Origin of the sequence: Microbacterium sp. (assembly GCF_031988965.1) — a bacterium.
GTDB lineage: Bacteria > Actinomycetota > Actinomycetes > Actinomycetales > Microbacteriaceae > Microbacterium.
Map to the genome: position 1 here is coordinate 1 of NZ_DALZXX010000064.1, position 16,145 is coordinate 16,145.

Genomic DNA, 16,145 nt, shown 5'->3' on the forward strand with positions numbered 1-16,145 from the left:
GTGCACCGCGGCGAGCGCGAGGGCCTGCGAGCGGGATCCGGGTGAGAGCACGAGATCACGCACGCCGTGCGCGATGAGGTCGGCGATGAGGGATGCTGCGGCATCCGTCGCGGGAGACTCCGCAGCGGGCGATGCCGTCACGGACGCGGGTCCGGCGCGGCGCCGTCGTCGGTCTCGTCTTCGAGGCGGGCGAGCTCCTCTTCGAGGCGACGGATGCGGGCATCCTGTTCGCTCTTGCTGATGGTGCGCAGGAACGTCGGGTCGTCGTCGGGGCCGGTGACGCGGATGGCGTCGCCCGGGTCGTTCGCACGACGGCGGCCGATGACGAACCAGAGGATGCCGCCGATGACCGGGATGAGCACGACGATCGCGACCCAGACGGCTTTGCGCACGCCGCGGTGCCGCGTCGACGGCTGCACGGCGCAGTCGACGATGCTGTACACCCAGAAGATGGCGGCCAGGAAGCCGCCTACGATCAACAGTCTCGCCACACCTCCAGTGTAGGCGGGTGTGCGCGGGGCGGATCGGTCGAGCGGCCCGGAGAGGGCTGAGATCGCTTTCCGACACCCGATTGTTAGACTGCGCGGACCATGACCGATCCCTCGATGCGCCTGCGCCCGCACGGCACCGAGCGGATGCTGATCCTCCGGATCGCCCTCGCCCTCGGGCTGGCCCTGCTGCTGGTCATCGGAGCGTGGTCGACATCGCACGGCAAGGGGGACGCGCACGCGACCCTGTGCCTCGCACCCGGAGTGTCGGCGGCATCCGGGGCATCTTCCTCGGGTCATCACGACGGCGACTCGACCGTCGTGGACGTGATGTCGTCGGACACGGGCCTCGCCGCGATCGGCGTGCTCTGCGGCATCCTGCTGGTGCTGCTGATTCTGCGCTTCGACCGCGACGCGCGCTTCGTGGTGACGAACGGCAGGTCGACGGCATCCGCTCCGCCCCGCGCCGGCCCGCACCGCCGGGTGCCCGCCCTCACGCTCACCCAGCTCTCACTCTCCCGCACCTGACTCAGGCACGCCGCCTCGCGGCGACCCCGGCCGCACTGCGGCATCCTCACCCCTGCCTGAATCACACCGCTGGAGAACCCCATGAAGACCCCCGTCAAGGCGACCCTGATCGCCATCGCCGCCGCTGTCGTCCTCGCGATCGTCGGCATCCTGTACGCCATGTCGCAGAGCACGACCGTGACCGCTCCGCCCGAGGGCGAGAAGCTGCAGACCGTGCGCACCGACTCGCACGTGCTCGACGAGGGCGGGCCGGATGCCGTGACGGTCGTCGAGTTCCTCGACTTCGAATGCGAGGCCTGCGGCGCGTTCTACCCGATCGTCGAAGACCTGCGCGAGCAGTACGCCGGCGACATCACCTACGTCGTGCGGTACTTCCCGCTGCCCGGACACATCAACTCGACCCAGGCCGCTCTCGCCGCCGAGGCCGCAGCGCAGCAGGACCGGTTCGAGGACATGTACCACCGGCTGTTCGAGACGCAGGCACAGTGGGGCGAGAGGTCCGAGGAGACTCCGGAGGTGTTCCGCGGATTCGCCGAGGATCTCGGGCTCGACATGGAGGCATACGACGCGGCCGTTGCCGACCCCGCCACCCTCGCACGCGTGCAGGCCGACAAGAGCGACGGCGAGACGCTCGGCGTGAGCAGCACCCCGAGCTTCTTCATCGACGGCGAACCCGTGGTGCTCGAGGCCTGGGGCGACCTGGAGGCGGCGATCGAGACAGCCGTGTCGGGCGCCGGGAGCTGAGACCCGCGATCGGTGGGCCTCGCGCGGCGACGCGCGTGTCAGGCCGCGCAGCTCAGTCGCGGCCGAGGATCAGGATGCGGTCGTCGCCGTCAGCGGGGCTTCCGCGCCCGTCGGTGTTGTTCGTGAGCATCCAGAACGCGCCTCCGGGACCCACCACGACGTCGCGCAGACGACCGTACTCACCGACGAACTGCTCGGCGCTCTCTGACAGATCGTCGAGAGGCACGGTGCGCAGGCGCTCGCCGCGGAGGTTCGCGATGACGATGTCGGACCCCGTGACCGCGATGCCGCTCGGGCTCGCGTCGTCGGGCGACCACTGCTGCACGGGGTCGATGTAGTCGTCGTCACCGGCGATGCCTTCGACCTCGGGCCAGCCGTAGTTGCCCCCGGCTTCGATCACGTTGAGCTCGTCCCAGGTGTCCTGTCCGAACTCACTCGCGTACATCGCACCGTCGGCAGCCCAGGCGATGCCCTGCGGGTTCCGGTGACCGTAGCTGTACACGGGCGAGCCGTCGAACGGATTGTCGGCCGGGACCTCCCCCTCGGGTGTGAGGCGCAGGATCTTGCCGGCGATCGCATCCAGATCCTGGGCGCTGTCGCGATCGCCCGCATCGCCGGTCGTGACGTACAGCATCCCGTCCGGACCGAAGGCGATGCGTCCGCCGTTGTGATTCCCCGCCGCGGGAATGCCGTCGATCACGACGGTCGGCTCCCCGAGCGACAGATCACCGGCCTCTCCGCGGATATCCCGTCGCTCGACGCGGTTCTCGTCCGTCGCGGTGAAGTAGGTGTACAGCTCGCCGTCGTGCACCGCGAGCCCGAGCAGGCCGCCCTCGCCGCGGGGTTCGACATCGTCGATCACGCCGATCTCGCGCGTCTCGCCGTCGTCGGCGACTTCGAGCACCCGCGCCGTGTCACGCTCGCTGACCAGAGCCACGCCGTCGTGGAACGCGATCGACCAGGGCACGTCGAGCCCCTCGACGAACGACTCCGGCGCGGGAACGGACGTCGTGGTCGGCTCGGCAGTGCACGACACCAGCAGGAGGACGGACGCGGATGCCGCGGCGAGCGCGACCGCCGCACGTCGTACCGCGGTCGTGGAGCGGAGGCGGGAGTCGTCGGGCATGACTCCATTCAAGGCGGTATCGGGACTGAGCGGAATCACGCACCGCAGATCGGCTGCCCTCGGATCCCGTATCGCCGGCCCCTCCGCCGGGTGCACAATACCGATATGAGCGAGGGCTCCTCCCTGGAGCTGCCCGTGCCGCACGAGGGCTCGGCACCGGCATCCGACGATGAGGTCGCACCGCCGACGAGCGAATCGGATGCGGTGCTGGGCCGCCGCGCGCAGCTGCTCGCCACCGAGCACTGGGGCCTGCTCGCCGCTCGCAGCACCGCGCAGAGCGAGGTGCTCACCCGGATCACGATCTTCCTGACGCTCGTGTCGGCAGGGCTCGTGACGATCGGACTTCTCGGGCAGGCCTCCGACTTCGGCGGATGGTTCGGCGGAGCATCCCTCGCGATCCTCGCGTTCCTCAGCCTCATCGGCTTCATGACCCAGGTGCGAGTGATGAACGTGTCGGAGGAGGACATGATGTACGTCGTCGCGATGAACCGCATCCGCGGCGCGTACGTCGACCTCGACCCGGCGGTGGCCGACGTGTTCCTCGCATCGCCGTACGACGACGCGGACGGCATGAAGCGCACCTATTCGTTCCTGCGGCCGCGCAGCGTCAGCATCCTGCTCGGCAGCTCGGTGATGCTGCTGATCGTCGTGAACGCGTGCGTCACAGGGTTGCTGGTCGGTTCGGCGATCATCGCCGGCGACGGCGCGTTCGACTGGGCGATCGGGTGCGGGATCGTCGCCGGTGTGCTCTTCGCAGCGGGCTTCATGATCTTCGGCGGGGTGGGATTCCGCTGGGCGTGGAGCCACCACACGCCACGACGGCGTACTCCACGCGGCGCGGGGTCCTCGCTACGCTGAGCGCATGACCGAGACGCGAACCCCCGCGCATCCCGTTCTCGCCGTCGTGCGGCGGATCCCGGCGACGCTGACCATGGTGCTGCTCATCCTGATCGTTGGCGTGGCGTGGCAGGGACTGTGGCGTCCGTTCGAAGACACACCGCTGTTCGAGACCGTCGCATACGGGCTGCCGAACTTCCTCGACGGCAAGTGGTGGACTCCCCTCACCGGCACCTTCTTCGTGAACGCGCCCTGGGTCTATCTCTTCACGATCTCGGGGTTCTGGGGAATGGCCTATCTCGAGTTCCGTCGGGGAAGCCGCGTCGCCCTCGCGTACTACTGGATCGGCCAGCTGTTCGCGATGTTCGCGACGGCGCTGCTGCTCGCCTTCGCGTCGCAATTGCCGTGGGCGTGGGCGCAGGCCGAGGCCCAGGCGCTCGACGTCGGCGCATCCGGCGGAACCATGGCGTGCATCGCCGCGGCCGTGGGCCTCTTCCGTCCGCCGTGGCGAGTGCGCGGCTGGCTCGTGCTGCTCGGATTCGTGTTCATCGCGATGCTGTTCTGGGGCGCGGTCGCCGACCTCGAGCACCTGCTCGCCGTGCTGCTGATCCAGTTCGCCGACCGCACCCTGCGCGTGCAGCGGACCACCGTGCGCGAGCAGCGCCTCATCGCCGTGGTCGCCCTGCTGGTGCTGGGTGCCGTCGAGATCATCACGACGCTCGTCGCCACGGACGGACCGTTCGGGCCCACCGAACCCGCTTCCGGCGGGTTCATCGATCTGGCCATCGATCTGGTCGTGATCGCCGTGCTGATCACCGGCCTCCGACGGGGGCGCCGCTGGTCGTGGGTGCTGGTGATCCTGCTCGGGCTGTTCAACATCCTGATCGCCGCACTGGTGCTGATCCTCATCACCGTCTTCTCGCAGGCCGACATCGATCTGCGCTGGGACGGCGAGACCGAGCTCGCCCTCGCCAACGGATTCCTGTGGGTGATCATGCTCGCGTACATGATCGCGGTGCGCCGCGCGTTCCGGGCGAAGCGCAAGTCGCTCCTCGGCATCCAGCCCGCGCCCACCGTCGACGATGTGAAGAGCGCGCTGCGCGCTCACGGCGGCGGCACGCTGTCGTGGATGACGACCTGGGACGGCAACAGCTATGCGCGCACCGCCGACGGCATCGTCGCGTACCAGCGCCGGGCCGGTGTCGCGCTGGCGCTCGCGGATCCGATCGGCCCCGCGGATGCGCGCGCCGACGCCGTCGCGGAGTTCATCCGCACCGCCGAGCTGGCCGGGCTCGTTCCGTGCTTCTTCAGCGCCGACGACGCGACCCGGGATGCGGTGCCGGAGGGCTGGCGGAGTCTGGTCGTCGCAGACGACACGATCGTCGATCTGCCCGGGCTCGAGTTCACCGGGAAGCGCTGGAACTCGGTGCGCAGCTCGCTCAATCGTGCGGGTCGCGAAGACATGACGTTCCGGATGACCCGGCTGGCCGACGAGCCGTGGGGCGTGCGACAGCAGCTGCGTGCGATCTCGGAAGCCTGGGTCGGCGACAAGGACCTGCCCGAGATGCGGTTCACGCTCGGGACCCTGGACGAGGCGGAAGACCCCGAGGTGCGGCTCGCCCTCGCCCTCGCGCCGAACGGCGACGTCGACGGGTTCCTGTCGTGGATGCCCGTGTACGGCGACGGCGGCGGCATCCGCGGATGGACCCTCGACCTGATGCGGCGTCGCGACGGCGGCTTCGCGCCGGTCATGGAGTATCTGATCGGGTCATCGGCCCGACAGTTCTCGGAGGAGGGTGCCGAGATCATGTCGCTGTCGGGCGCTCCCCTCGCCCACGACTATCCGCCGGACGCGGGCATGATCGCGGCTCTCAGCGACCGCCTCGCCGATGCCCTCGAACCGGTCTACGGCTTCGGCTCGCTGCACCGCTTCAAGCAGAAGTTCCACCCGCGCTACGAGACCATGTACCTGCTGTTCCGCGACGAGAGTGACCTCGCCGCGATCGGCACCGCACTCACCCGGGCGTTCCTGCCGGATGCGACACTGCGGCAGTTCGCGGGGGCCGGTCTCGAGCTGGTGCGCGGCACGAAGGACTGACCCGCCGTCCGCATCGGTCGTGTTAGCCGTCGCGCGGCGGTTTGCGCATCTGCTTCACGTCGGTGCGGCGCTTCTTCGCGGAGAGTCGCCGCTCCTTCGACCCGCGGCTCGGCTTCGTCGCTCGGCGCTGCGGCGCCGGCGGTCGGAGCGCCTCGGCGACGAGAGTCATGAGTCGTTCGCGTGCGGCGTCACGATTGCGCAGTTGCGCCCGGTGCTCGGATGCCGCGATGGTCAGCACGCCGTTCACCAGTCGTCCCGCGAGTCGATCGAGGATCCTCTCGCGCTGATGCGGCGAGAGCGCGGCGCTCTGCGCGGCATCCCACACGAGCTCCACTCGGGAATCGGCCGTGTTCACACCCTGCCCACCCGGCCCCGACGAGCGCGAGAAGCGCCACGACAGCTCGGACTCGGGAATCGTGAGGTTCGCCGAGACCCGGAGACCGGGACGATGGGGCGTGGGCATGCATCCATCATCCCGCGCTCCGGGATCGGCGGACTCAGGCCGCTCGTGCGGGACGGGCTCAGCTGTCGGCGTGGGCGAGCGCGGGCTCAGCGTCTTCCGCACTCTCGCCGTGGTCACGTTTCGCGGTGTTCGCGATGTGCGCGCGGCTGACCACGATCGCCGCCACCACCATGAGCGCAGCGCCCAGCCAGTAGGGCGCCGCGTGGCTGACCGTGGCGTACAACGCGCCCGCGATGAGCGGCGCAGCCGTGCCCATGGCCGCGTTCAGCGACTGGGTCGCTCCACCCAGCCAGCCCTGCTCGTCGTCGCCGACCGCATTCGACATGGCTCCGTCGAGAGCCGCGGTCGAGGCGCCCTGTCCGGCGGCGAGCATGAGCGCGCCGACGATGAAGACCCACGGCTGGGCGAAGATCGAGGCGACGACCGCGAGTCCGATCAGCCCGATCATCTGGGCGATGATGCCGCTCACGATCACGCCGCGCTCGCCGATGCGAGGGAGCAGGATGCCGAGCAGCACGCCCTGGATGAGGATGTCGATGATGCCGACGGCCGCCGTGAGCAGACCGATCTGCGTGGGACCCCACTGGATCGAGTCGAGGGCGAGCACGCTGAAGTTGTTGACGAAGAAGCCGAACGGCAGCGCGAGCAGACCGAAGCCGATCATGAGCCCCCGAAGCTCCGTGCGTGCGAACGCGTTCCTGAAGACGGCGAAGGGCTGGATCTCGCGCACGCGGATCCGCGCGATGCGGTTCTCGGGCTTCAGGCTCTCGGGGAGCAGGAAGATGCTGAGGATCGCGATGACGAGCCCGACGGCAGCGGTGAGGAAGACCGGGAGCTGCAGGCTCACGGCGGCGAGGAGACCGCCGACGGCCGGCCCGATCATCATGCCGATGCCCGAGAGCGCCCCGAGCAGACCGAACCGCTGCGCACGCTTCTCAGGAGGTGTGATGTCGGCGAGATAGGCGAAGAGCGCCGGCAGGTCGCCGGCCGTGAGGCCCTGGATCACCCGCGCGAGCACGAGAACCCAGATCGCGCCGCCGATGCCGAACAGCGTCATGGCGAATGCCGCGCCGAACGCGGCGGCGATGATGACGGGTCGCCGACCGAAGCGGTCGGACAGACGGCCGAGGAACGGGGCGACCAGGAAGGCGCAGAGGCCGTTGATCGCTTCGAGCACGCCGACCCAGATCGCGAGGTCGCCCTCGTGCGAGACGTACTGCAGCACGACGAACGGAAGGACGGGGAGCACGACGGTCATACCGATGACGGTGAGCATCGTCAGCACGATGAGCATGATCCAGGCGCGCTTTTCGCTGCGCGCGAGCATGGGGTTAGGTGATGTCACTCCGAAACTGTATCAATACCAGTTTTGTTGTCAAGCCAGTTTTGTATCAAGTGCGCGATACGCTGGAGTCATGACGAACACCGCACCCCTCGGACGCCGTGAACGCAAGAAGGCGGCGACCCGCAAGGCGATCTCCGACGTCGCGACGATGATGTTCCTGGAGCGGGGTTTCGACAACGTCAGCATCCGGGAGGTGGCGGATGCCGCCGACGTCTCCCCCACCACGGTGTTCGCGCACTTCCCCCAGAAGGAGGCGCTCGTGTTCGACGAAGACGACGAGCAGCGCGATCGCCTCGTCTCCGCCGTGCGCGGTCGCGCGGAGGGCGTGACGATCAACCGCGCGATCCGCGACTTCTACACGGCCGAGGTCGGCGCCAACATCGACGAGCACGGCAACGACGTCACCCGCATCTTCGTGCGCTTCCTCAACGAGACGCCGGCCCTGCGCGACTACGCCGCGAAGATGTGGCTCCGCCACGAGGATGCACTCGCCGAGGCGATCGCCGACGAGCTCGGGCTCGACGACCCCACCGCCGAGATCCGCGTGTACTCGCGCTTCGTGCTGCAGATGCAGCTGCTCGTCAACGAGAACGACGACCAGCTCGGCATCCTCGAGGCCGGGTTCGCGGTGCTCGAGAACGGGTGGGCTCCGGTCGAGGCGGCGCTCACCGCGCACGCGGGATAGAAGCTCCCGCGATCTCGAGGACACCGCTCTCGGGGATCACGCACCGCTCGAGAGCCCCCTCCCGCTCGACGAGGAAGACCCGCCCCGGTTCACTCCGCAGCGACGCAGAGACCAGCGCACCATCGACCCAGCGGATGCCGATCTCGCCGCCGCCGCGCACCCGTGCGCCCGTGACGCTGCCGCTCGGCCACGCCTCGGGCAGCGACGGCAGAAGCGCGATCCGCCCCGCGTGCGACTGCACGATCATCTCCAGAATCGCGGCGGTGACGCCGAAGTTGCCGTCGATCTGGAACGGGGGATGCGCGCAGAACAGGTTGCGGTAGAGCCCTGCAGCTCCGGAGGGCCCCGGATTGTCGGGGTCGGCCACCGGGGCGAGGAAGTCGGCGAGCGCGCGATGCGCCGCCTCACCCTGCCGCAGGCGCGCACGAAGCCCGACACGGTGGTGAACCGACCACGCGCGTCGAGACTGCGGCCCGCGGCTTCCGCCGACTCGGGGTGCGCCCAGGGCAGGATGCTCTCGCCCGGCATGGCTCCGTACAGGTGCGACTGGTGACGGTGCCCCGGCTCGGCATCCGCGACGTCATCCCACCACTCCGAGATCGTGCCGTCGGGGAGGATGCGCTCCGCAGGCAGGGTCGGAAGCATTCCAGCGATCCGCTCGGTCAGGTCATCATGGATGCCGAGCACGGTCGCTGCATCCAGACACGCGCTGAAGAGGTCGCGGATCATCGCGAGATCGGCCGTGGTCGAGACCGTGAGGCCGGTGGTCACGTCGCCGACGGAGAACTTGTTCTCCGGAGAGGTCGACGGAGATGTACCCCAGACGCCGGGCGTGATCTCGACGAGCCAGTCCAGCACGAAGGCGGCAGCCCCGGCCATCAGCGGCCAGCCGCGGTCGCGGAGCTCATCGGCGTCCTGCCCGAACTGCCACCGCTCCCAGACGTGACGGGCCAGCCACGCGCCACCCATCGGCCACATGGACCAGACGGGGTCGAACGCCCCGTCGCCCACCGGGACGGAGAAGCCCCAGACATCCGAGTTGTGATGCACGGTCCACCCCCGCATCCCGTACAGCTGGCGCGCCGTGCGGGTCCCGCTCTCGGCCAGATCTTCGAGCCAGTCGAGCAACGGGGTGTGGCACTCCGCCAGATTCACCGCTTCGGTCGGCCAGTAGTTCATCTCGAGATTGATATTGGTCGTGTAGTTGCACCGCCACGGCGGCAGGGGGTTCTCGTTCCAGATGCCCTGCAGATTCATCGGCCGACTGCCGGGACGGGACGCGGCGATCGTGAGGTACCGGCCGTAGGCGAAGACGAGCGCGGCGAGCCTGCGGTCGTCGCCGGTCTCGGCGGTGCGCTCGAGAAGGTCTGCGACATCGACCCGCGGCTCGGTGTCACCGAGGTCGAGGGTCATGCGATCGTAGAGCGATCGGTGATCGTCGATGTGGCGGGCATGCAGCTCATCGACGCCCCGCGCGACAGCCGCATCGACGACGGCCCCGGTCGCCCGCGCGAGAACGTCGATCTCTCCGTGCAGGGGTGTGCGCCCGTCGACCACGTCGGTCGCCGTCGACACGACGATCAGCACCCGCGAGGCGTCGTGGAACATCAGGTCGCCGTCGGATCGCCCGTCGTGGACGATCCGCATCCTCACATGGGCCGTGACAGATGCGCCCGGGGCGAGGTCGCGCACGAGATCCTCCGACTTGGGCACGCCTCGGCGCACATCGGACGGCAGCCGCAGGGCGAGAGACAGCTCGTCGACCGAGACCGTCCGGGAGATCTCGGTGTGCACGGTCTCCACGGCGATGCGCCCCGACAGGCCGCCGCGATCGCTGCGACGGTCGATCACCAGCACGCCGTCGGGCGCACTCACCCAGGCGCGCTGCGCGACACGACGGCCATCGACCTCCCAGCTCGTCTCGGCCACGGCCTCGGCGATGTCGAGACTCCGTTCGTACCGAAAGGGCTCAGCTCCCTCGGAGCCGTCGCCGATGCGATCGGGAGCACCACCCTCGGTCGACCACAGGATGTCGACCACGGGCTGATACGCCTGGCTCCACCCGGACTGCAGAAGCTGCTCGGCCGCCGTCGCCGCCGCGTGGTCGCCGTCTGCGAGCGCGTCTCGAACACGCGCGAGGATCTCGGGTCCGTCCCGGCGATCGGCCATCGTGCCGTGCGCAGTGACCGGCGAGCCGGTCCAGCAGGTGTCGTCGTTGATCTGGAAGCGGTCGACGGTCGTGCCCCCGAACGCCATGGCGCCGAGACGCCCGTTGCCGAGCGGCAGCGCCTCGGTCCACCGCGTGGCAGGGGTGGAATAGGTGAGCTTCATTGCCGTCTCCTCAGGGTCTCTGTCGGTGCGCAGGGCCTCTCAGGCGAGCGCCGCACGGAGGGCTCCGTCGAAGGCCTCGGGCTGGTCGAGCATCACGAAGTGCCCGGCATCCGAGATCACGATCTGATCGACCAGCGCGGATTCGAAGGCCGGCGCCGCCGTGTAGGTGCGCAGCGGACTCCGCACGAGCGTCGTGGGCACCGACGAATCCGCGATCAGCCGCGGCAGACCGCCGTCGAGTCCGGCAGAGATGTGTCGGGCGCTGCGCACGATCGCCAGCGGATCGGCGAGACGGACATCGGCTCTGCGCCACGGCACCTCGGCGGCCAGCAGCTCATCCCACCCTCCTGCGACGACCTGGTCATCGGTCCACGCTCCGAGATCGCCCGGGAGTACGGGGTGCACATCGATCCCCGGCTCCACCAGAACGCTGCGGGAGACCAACTCAGGATGCGCTGCGGCGAGCACGATCGCCGCCGAGCCACCCAGGCTGTGCGAGACCACGTCGAGGGGCCGATCGGATACCGCCTCGATCACCCTCGCGACGGCCTCTGCGAGGTCGGGCAGCGAGTAGGCGAAAGACGCCGGGCGGTCGCTGCGCCCGTGCCCCGGAAGATCGAGGATGATCGCGCGACGACCGAGACGAACCGCGGATGCCGCCCAGGTCGCGGCGCCGTGGCAGCCGAGTCCGTGGACGTAGACGACCGGGTCGCCCTCTCCGGGGAGCTCGATCCAGCGGACGAGATCTCCCTCGGGTGTGAACGCGGCGGTGCGAGGTTCCACGGCTCTCCTTCGTGCGATGTGGACGCGATGGGATGAGCGTATCAGGAAACCGGTTACTCATCCCGGGAATCAATTCTGGGAAAACGCTTTCGCATCGGTGGCGAGATGACGTAGCATGACTCGCAGTCCTCGGGAAACCGGTTACTATGACAGGACCGCCACGCGGTCCCCCACTCACAGATGAGGTAGGTCAATGACGACACACAGCAACCGCCGAGTCCTCGGCACGGTCGCGATCGCAGCGGTCGCCGGGCTCGCCCTGAGCGGATGCTCGGGCTCGACCGGCAGCGCCGACGGCGACATCACGCTCACGGTCATGGCCTGGGCCAACGCCGATGAGGCGAAGATGTACGAGGAGGTGCTCGACGTCTTCGAGGAGAAGAACCCCGGTGTCACCGTGAAGTTCGAGTACTCCGACGTCGGCGGGTACCAGGACAAGCTCAACACCAAGTTCGCCGCGGGCAGCCCACCGGACGTGATGTTCCTCGTCGGGCAGCAGATGGGCGAGTACACCGCCCGCAACGCCCTCCTGGATCTCTCCGCGTACTCCGAGCAGTTCGATTTCGACGCGATCGACCAGAGCATGCTCGAGGCCAACACCACCGCTGACGGGGAGGTGTTCTCCATCCCGACGGGGTCGACGGCGATCGGCCTCGCAGCGAACGTCGCCAGGCTCTCCGAGCTGGGTATCGAGCTTCCCGACGACCGCGCCTGGACCTGGGAGGATTTCGATGCCTGGTCCCAGTCGGTGACCGAGGCATCCGGCGGCGCGACCTTCGGGTCCAACATCGAGATGTCGTGGGGACCGACCTTCTCGACCTGGGTGCGACAGAACGGTGAAGACGTCTATACCGAGGACGGCGAGCTCGGCGTCAGCGAGAAGACCGTCGAGAAGTGGTTCGAGATGAACACCGAGTTCCTCGACGACCAGGCCTTCCCGCCGGCCGGCACCATCGACATGACCGGCGCGTTCTCCCCTGAGGAGTCGCCGCTGAGCACGGGCCTCATCTCGACCACCGTGATCCCTGCGAACGGTCTGCCCTCGTACGCCACGGTTCTGGGCGACGAGTCCGTCGCACTCCTCCGCCTCCCCGGCGAGACCGAGGGCGAGCGGCCGGGAATGGCCGTGACGCCGACGCTGCTGTGGGCGGCTCCGGCCACCACCAAGCACCCCGAGGAGACGGCTGAGCTGATCGACTTCCTCACCAACGACCCCGACTCGTACGACGCGCGCGGAACCTTCCTCGGCGTGCCCATCAACGAGACCGTCGCCCGCGAGGTCGCCGAGGATCTGACCCCGTCGCAGAGCGCGTTCGTGACCTACGTCGCCGACCTCGTGACCGAGAACCTCGACCCGCAGGTGCCGGAGCCTCCGGGGGCGCAGCCGGTCAACGAGCTGCTGGGATCCATCACGACCGAGGTCGCCTTCGGTCGCACCGCACCCGCGGATGCCGCGAAGCGGTTCATCAGCGAAGCCACCGCTCTTCTCGCTCAGGCGGGCTGACGCAGACCCGACGAGGACCGGATGCCGCGCATCCGGTCCTCGTCACCAGAAGGAAAGGAGATGATCGCGTGAGTGCTCCCACGATCGTCAAAGCCGGCGTCGGCACGATGGACCTGGTCGAAGAGGCCGAGCGCATCCAGTCGCCGAAGAAGCGCCGTCGTCAGCGGGGAGACGGGCCTGTGGCCTACCTCTTCCTGCTGCCGTGGATCATCGGCATGCTGTTCACGGTCATCCCGTTCGGCGCGTCGCTGTACCTCGCGTTCACCGACTACAGCCTGCTGCAGCCGCCGAAGTTCATCGGCCTCGACAACTTCGTGCGGCTGTTCGAGGATCCGAAGATCGCCACGTCGGCGCGCGTCACCCTCGTCTACACCTTCGTGTCGGTTCCTCTCGCTCTGATCGCCGCCCTCGCGATCGCGGTGCTCCTGAACAAGGGCGTCCGCGGTCTGCCGATCTACCGCAGCGTGTTCTACCTGCCCTCGCTGATCGGCGGCAGTGTGGCGGTCGTGATGCTGTGGCGCTCGATCTTCGGCTACGACGGCATCGTCAACAAGTTCCTCGCACTGTTCGGCATCCAGGGGCCAGGGTGGGTCACCGACCCCGACTGGGCCCTCGTGACCCTCGTGACCCTCAGCATCTGGGGGTTCGGCGGCTCGATGGTGATCTTCCTCGCCGGTCTTCGACAGATCCCGCAGATGTACTACGAGGCGGCATCCGTCGACGGCGCGAACGTCTGGCGCCAGTTCCGCTCGATCACGCTTCCGCTGCTGAGCCCGGTGATCTTCTTCAACCTGGTTCTCGGACTCATCGGAGCGCTGCAGGTCTTCACCCAGGGATACGTCTTCAGCGGCGGCACCGGCGGTCCGGCGGACTCCACGCTGTTCTTCAACCTCTACCTGTACCAGCAGGGGTTCCAGCGATTCGACATGGGTTACGCCTCGGCGATGGCCTGGGTCATGTTCATGGTGATCGCGCTCTTCACAGCGATCAACTTCCTCGTCTCGAAGTATTGGGTTTTCTACGATGACTGACACCACGATCATCCGCACCGGGATGCGCGGGCTCACGAAGCGCTTCGGCGGCGAGTCCTACCGCGAGGAGCGCACCGGAACCACGGGCACCCGGTTCATCCGACACGTGATCCTCGTCGGGCTCGGCCTCGTCATGCTGTATCCGCTGCTGTGGATGCTGTCGGCATCGTTCAAGCCGAGCACCGAGGTGTTCAGCGACGTGGGCCTGATCCCCGCGAACTTCTTCCCCGACAACTACTCGGCGGGGTGGACGGCGCTGTCGCAGCCGTTCCACGTCTACATCCTGAACTCGCTGCTGCTGGCGGTGCTGAACATCGTCGGCAACCTGCTGTCCTGCTCGCTCGCCGCGTACGCCTTCGCCCGCCTGCAATTCCGCGGACGCAAGTTCCTCTTCGCACTCATGCTCGGCACGATGCTGCTGCCCGGACAGGTCGTGCTGATTCCGCAGTACATCATCTTCGCGCAGCTGGGATGGGTGAACACCTACCTGCCGCTGTTCGTGCCCGCGTTCTTCGCGACCAACGCGTTCTACATCTTCCTCATGGTGCAGTTCATGCGCTCGCTTCCGATGGAGCTGCAGGATGCCGCGAAGATCGACGGCGCGGGAGCGTTCCGCACGTACTGGAACGTGATCATGCCGCTCACCGTCCCGGCCATGGCGACGATCGCGATCTTCACGTTCATCGCCAGTTGGGGAGACTTCTTCGGACCGCTCCTCTATCTGACCGACCCGGCGCTGTACACGGTGCCGCTCGCGCTCCGCGAGTTCATCTCGTCGAGCGGCGCGAGCTCATGGGGTCCGATGTTCGCCATGTCGGTGGTCTCGCTGCTGCCGGTCATCGCCTTCTTCTTCATCGGTCAGCGCTATCTGATCAACGGCATCGCCACGACGGGAATGAAATGACTCCGACCTCCAGACGCTACGCGATCATCGGAACGGGCGGACGCTCGGAGATGTACCTCCGGGCTCTGCTGACGACGCATGCCGATCTCGGCGAGGTCGTCGCGCTCGTCGACGTGAACGAGTCGCGCACCGCGTACTACGCCGACATCGCGCACTCGCTCGGCGCCGACGCCATCGCGACCTACGCGGCCGACGACTTCGAGCGCATGGTGGCCACTGAGAAGCCCGACGTCCTCGTCGTCACCTCGCCCGACTTCACGCACGCGGACTACATCGTCGCGGGTCTCGACCGCGGACTCGACGTCGTGTGCGAGAAGCCCATGACGGTCGACGCCCCGAGCCTTCGTCGCATCGTCGACGCGGCCGAGCGCTCGACCGGCGAGCTGATCGTCACGTTCAACTACCGCTACTCGCCGCGCAACACACTCGTGCGTCAGCTGATCGCCGACGGCCGCATCGGCGAGGTCACCTCGGTGCACTTCGAATGGTGCCTCGACACCGTGCACGGTGCCGACTACTTCCGCCGTTGGCACCGTGAGAAGGACAAGTCCGGCGGCCTCCTCGTGCACAAGTCGACGCACCACTTCGACCTCGTCAACTGGTGGATCGACGACGCCCCCGCGACGGTGTTCGCGCTCGGAGGGCTGCGTTTCTACGGACGCGAGAACGCTGAGAGACGGGGCCTCGCTCCCCGACCGGAACTCGGCCGTGATCTTCCGGGAGACCCCTACGCGCTCGATCTGGCCGCGGACGGCAAGCTCTCGGCGCTGTTCCTCGACGCCGAGCAGCATGACGGCTACCTGCGTGACCGCGACGTCTTCTCGGACGGCATCTCGATCGAGGACAACATGAGCGTGCTGGTCGGGTTCGAGGGCGGAGCCTCGCTCGCGTACACCCTCACCGCGCACTCCCCCTGGGAGGGATACCGCGTCGCGATCACGGGCACGGAGGGCCGCATCGAGCTCGATGTCGTGGAGCGGGGCTGGGTCTCTCCTGACCGCACCACGAGCGGCATCGGCGCCCGGGGCAAGGATGCGCCGGTGGTCGACCCGAGTGCGCAGAACGACGAGGCGGCGCAGACCGAGGGAGTTCGACCGCACGGGTCGCGCGTCGTGCTGCAGCGGCTCTGGGAGGCCCCTCAGGTCATCCCGATCCCCGAGGGCACGGGAGCTCACGGCGGCGGCGACGCCGTGCTCCTCGACGACGTCTTCCGCGGCGTCGGCGTCGATCCGCTCCGCCGACAGGCGGGCTACCTCGACGGGGGCCGCAGCGTCATCG

The 16,145-nt window shown here is 68.3% G+C and carries 15 protein-coding genes and 1 pseudogene; 9 read left to right on the forward strand and 7 right to left on the reverse strand.

Going from position 1 to position 16,145, the window contains the following annotated elements; all coding sequences use genetic code 11:
- Window positions 1–137: 137 nt before the first annotated feature.
- A complete protein-coding gene (locus tag RTM68_RS11405; protein WP_194765086.1) occupies window positions 138–491 on the reverse strand; it encodes a PLD nuclease N-terminal domain-containing protein in 354 nt (117 codons plus the stop codon).
- A gap of 99 nt (window positions 492–590) precedes the next feature.
- Between RTM68_RS11405 and RTM68_RS11410 the strand changes: the two genes are divergently transcribed.
- Entirely contained in the window at window positions 591–1,016 is a 426-nt protein-coding gene (locus RTM68_RS11410) for a hypothetical protein (protein ID WP_312170922.1), read from the forward strand.
- An 81-nt stretch (window positions 1,017–1,097) separates the two neighbouring features.
- Window positions 1,098–1,760, forward strand: a complete 663-nt coding sequence (locus RTM68_RS11415; protein ID WP_312170925.1) for a thioredoxin domain-containing protein — start codon at window positions 1,098–1,100, stop codon at window positions 1,758–1,760.
- A 52-nt stretch (window positions 1,761–1,812) separates the two neighbouring features.
- On the opposite strand, the gene RTM68_RS11420 is transcribed toward RTM68_RS11415, so the two are convergent.
- Entirely contained in the window at window positions 1,813–2,886 is a 1,074-nt protein-coding gene (locus RTM68_RS11420; protein WP_312170928.1) for a PQQ-dependent sugar dehydrogenase, read from the reverse strand.
- A gap of 105 nt (window positions 2,887–2,991) precedes the next feature.
- Between RTM68_RS11420 and RTM68_RS11425 the strand changes: the two genes are divergently transcribed.
- Both RTM68_RS11425 and RTM68_RS11430 read left to right on the forward strand, forming a co-directional pair.
- Window positions 2,992–3,744 (forward strand): hypothetical protein, encoded by a 753-nt coding sequence (locus RTM68_RS11425; protein WP_312170931.1) that lies wholly within the window; start codon window positions 2,992–2,994, stop codon window positions 3,742–3,744.
- 4 nt (window positions 3,745–3,748) lie between these two features.
- Window positions 3,749–5,821 (forward strand): DUF2156 domain-containing protein, encoded by a 2,073-nt coding sequence (locus tag RTM68_RS11430; protein WP_312170934.1) that lies wholly within the window; start codon window positions 3,749–3,751, stop codon window positions 5,819–5,821.
- 22 nt (window positions 5,822–5,843) lie between these two features.
- On the opposite strand, the gene arfB is transcribed toward RTM68_RS11430, so the two are convergent.
- Both arfB and RTM68_RS11440 read right to left on the reverse strand, forming a co-directional pair.
- Window positions 5,844–6,284 carry an alternative ribosome rescue aminoacyl-tRNA hydrolase ArfB gene (gene arfB, locus RTM68_RS11435; protein WP_312170937.1) on the reverse strand — a complete coding sequence of 147 codons (441 nt, stop codon included), beginning with the start codon at window positions 6,282–6,284 and terminating at the stop codon, window positions 5,844–5,846.
- Window positions 6,285–6,342: 58 nt separating this feature from the next.
- Complete coding sequence (locus RTM68_RS11440) at window positions 6,343–7,611, reverse strand: MFS transporter (RefSeq protein ID WP_312170939.1); 1,269 nt, start codon at window positions 7,609–7,611, stop codon at window positions 6,343–6,345.
- A gap of 88 nt (window positions 7,612–7,699) precedes the next feature.
- On the opposite strand from RTM68_RS11440, the gene RTM68_RS11445 reads away from it, so the two are divergent.
- Entirely contained in the window at window positions 7,700–8,314 is a 615-nt protein-coding gene (locus RTM68_RS11445; protein ID WP_312170941.1) for a TetR/AcrR family transcriptional regulator, read from the forward strand.
- On the opposite strand, the gene RTM68_RS11450 is transcribed toward RTM68_RS11445, so the two are convergent.
- The 3 genes and pseudogenes from RTM68_RS11450 to RTM68_RS11460 all read right to left on the reverse strand — a co-directional run bounded on the left by RTM68_RS11450 (window position 8,295) and on the right by RTM68_RS11460 (window position 11,428).
- Window positions 8,295–8,561, reverse strand: coding sequence for a glycoside hydrolase family 95-like protein (locus RTM68_RS11450; RefSeq protein WP_312170943.1), 267 nt, complete (start codon window positions 8,559–8,561; stop codon window positions 8,295–8,297). The two genes, RTM68_RS11445 and RTM68_RS11450, sit on opposite strands and share 20 nt — an antisense overlap.
- Before the next feature lie 54 nt (window positions 8,562–8,615).
- A pseudogene (locus RTM68_RS11455) lies at window positions 8,616–10,645 on the reverse strand (glycosyl hydrolase family 95 catalytic domain-containing protein); the annotation flags it as partial.
- Between the two features lie 39 nt (window positions 10,646–10,684).
- Window positions 10,685–11,428, reverse strand: coding sequence for an alpha/beta fold hydrolase (locus RTM68_RS11460; RefSeq protein ID WP_312170947.1), 744 nt, complete (start codon window positions 11,426–11,428; stop codon window positions 10,685–10,687).
- A 193-nt stretch (window positions 11,429–11,621) separates the two neighbouring features.
- Here RTM68_RS11460 and RTM68_RS11465 point away from each other — a divergent pair, with 193 nt between their 5' ends.
- From RTM68_RS11465 to RTM68_RS11480, 4 genes are all read left to right on the forward strand, one after another.
- Window positions 11,622–12,932: an extracellular solute-binding protein gene (locus tag RTM68_RS11465; RefSeq protein WP_312170950.1), complete on the forward strand. Its 1,311-nt coding sequence runs from the start codon at window positions 11,622–11,624 to the stop codon at window positions 12,930–12,932.
- A gap of 107 nt (window positions 12,933–13,039) precedes the next feature.
- Window positions 13,040–13,963 (forward strand): sugar ABC transporter permease, encoded by a 924-nt coding sequence (locus RTM68_RS11470; RefSeq protein WP_312170956.1) that lies wholly within the window; start codon window positions 13,040–13,042, stop codon window positions 13,961–13,963.
- Window positions 13,956–14,867, forward strand: coding sequence for a carbohydrate ABC transporter permease (locus RTM68_RS11475; RefSeq protein WP_312170952.1), 912 nt, complete (start codon window positions 13,956–13,958; stop codon window positions 14,865–14,867). The genes RTM68_RS11470 and RTM68_RS11475 overlap by 8 nt, the downstream gene beginning before the upstream one ends.
- The coding region (locus RTM68_RS11480) for a Gfo/Idh/MocA family oxidoreductase (RefSeq protein ID WP_312170954.1) at window positions 14,864–16,145 on the forward strand (1,282 nt) is incomplete at its 3' end. The genes RTM68_RS11475 and RTM68_RS11480, both read left to right, overlap by 4 nt.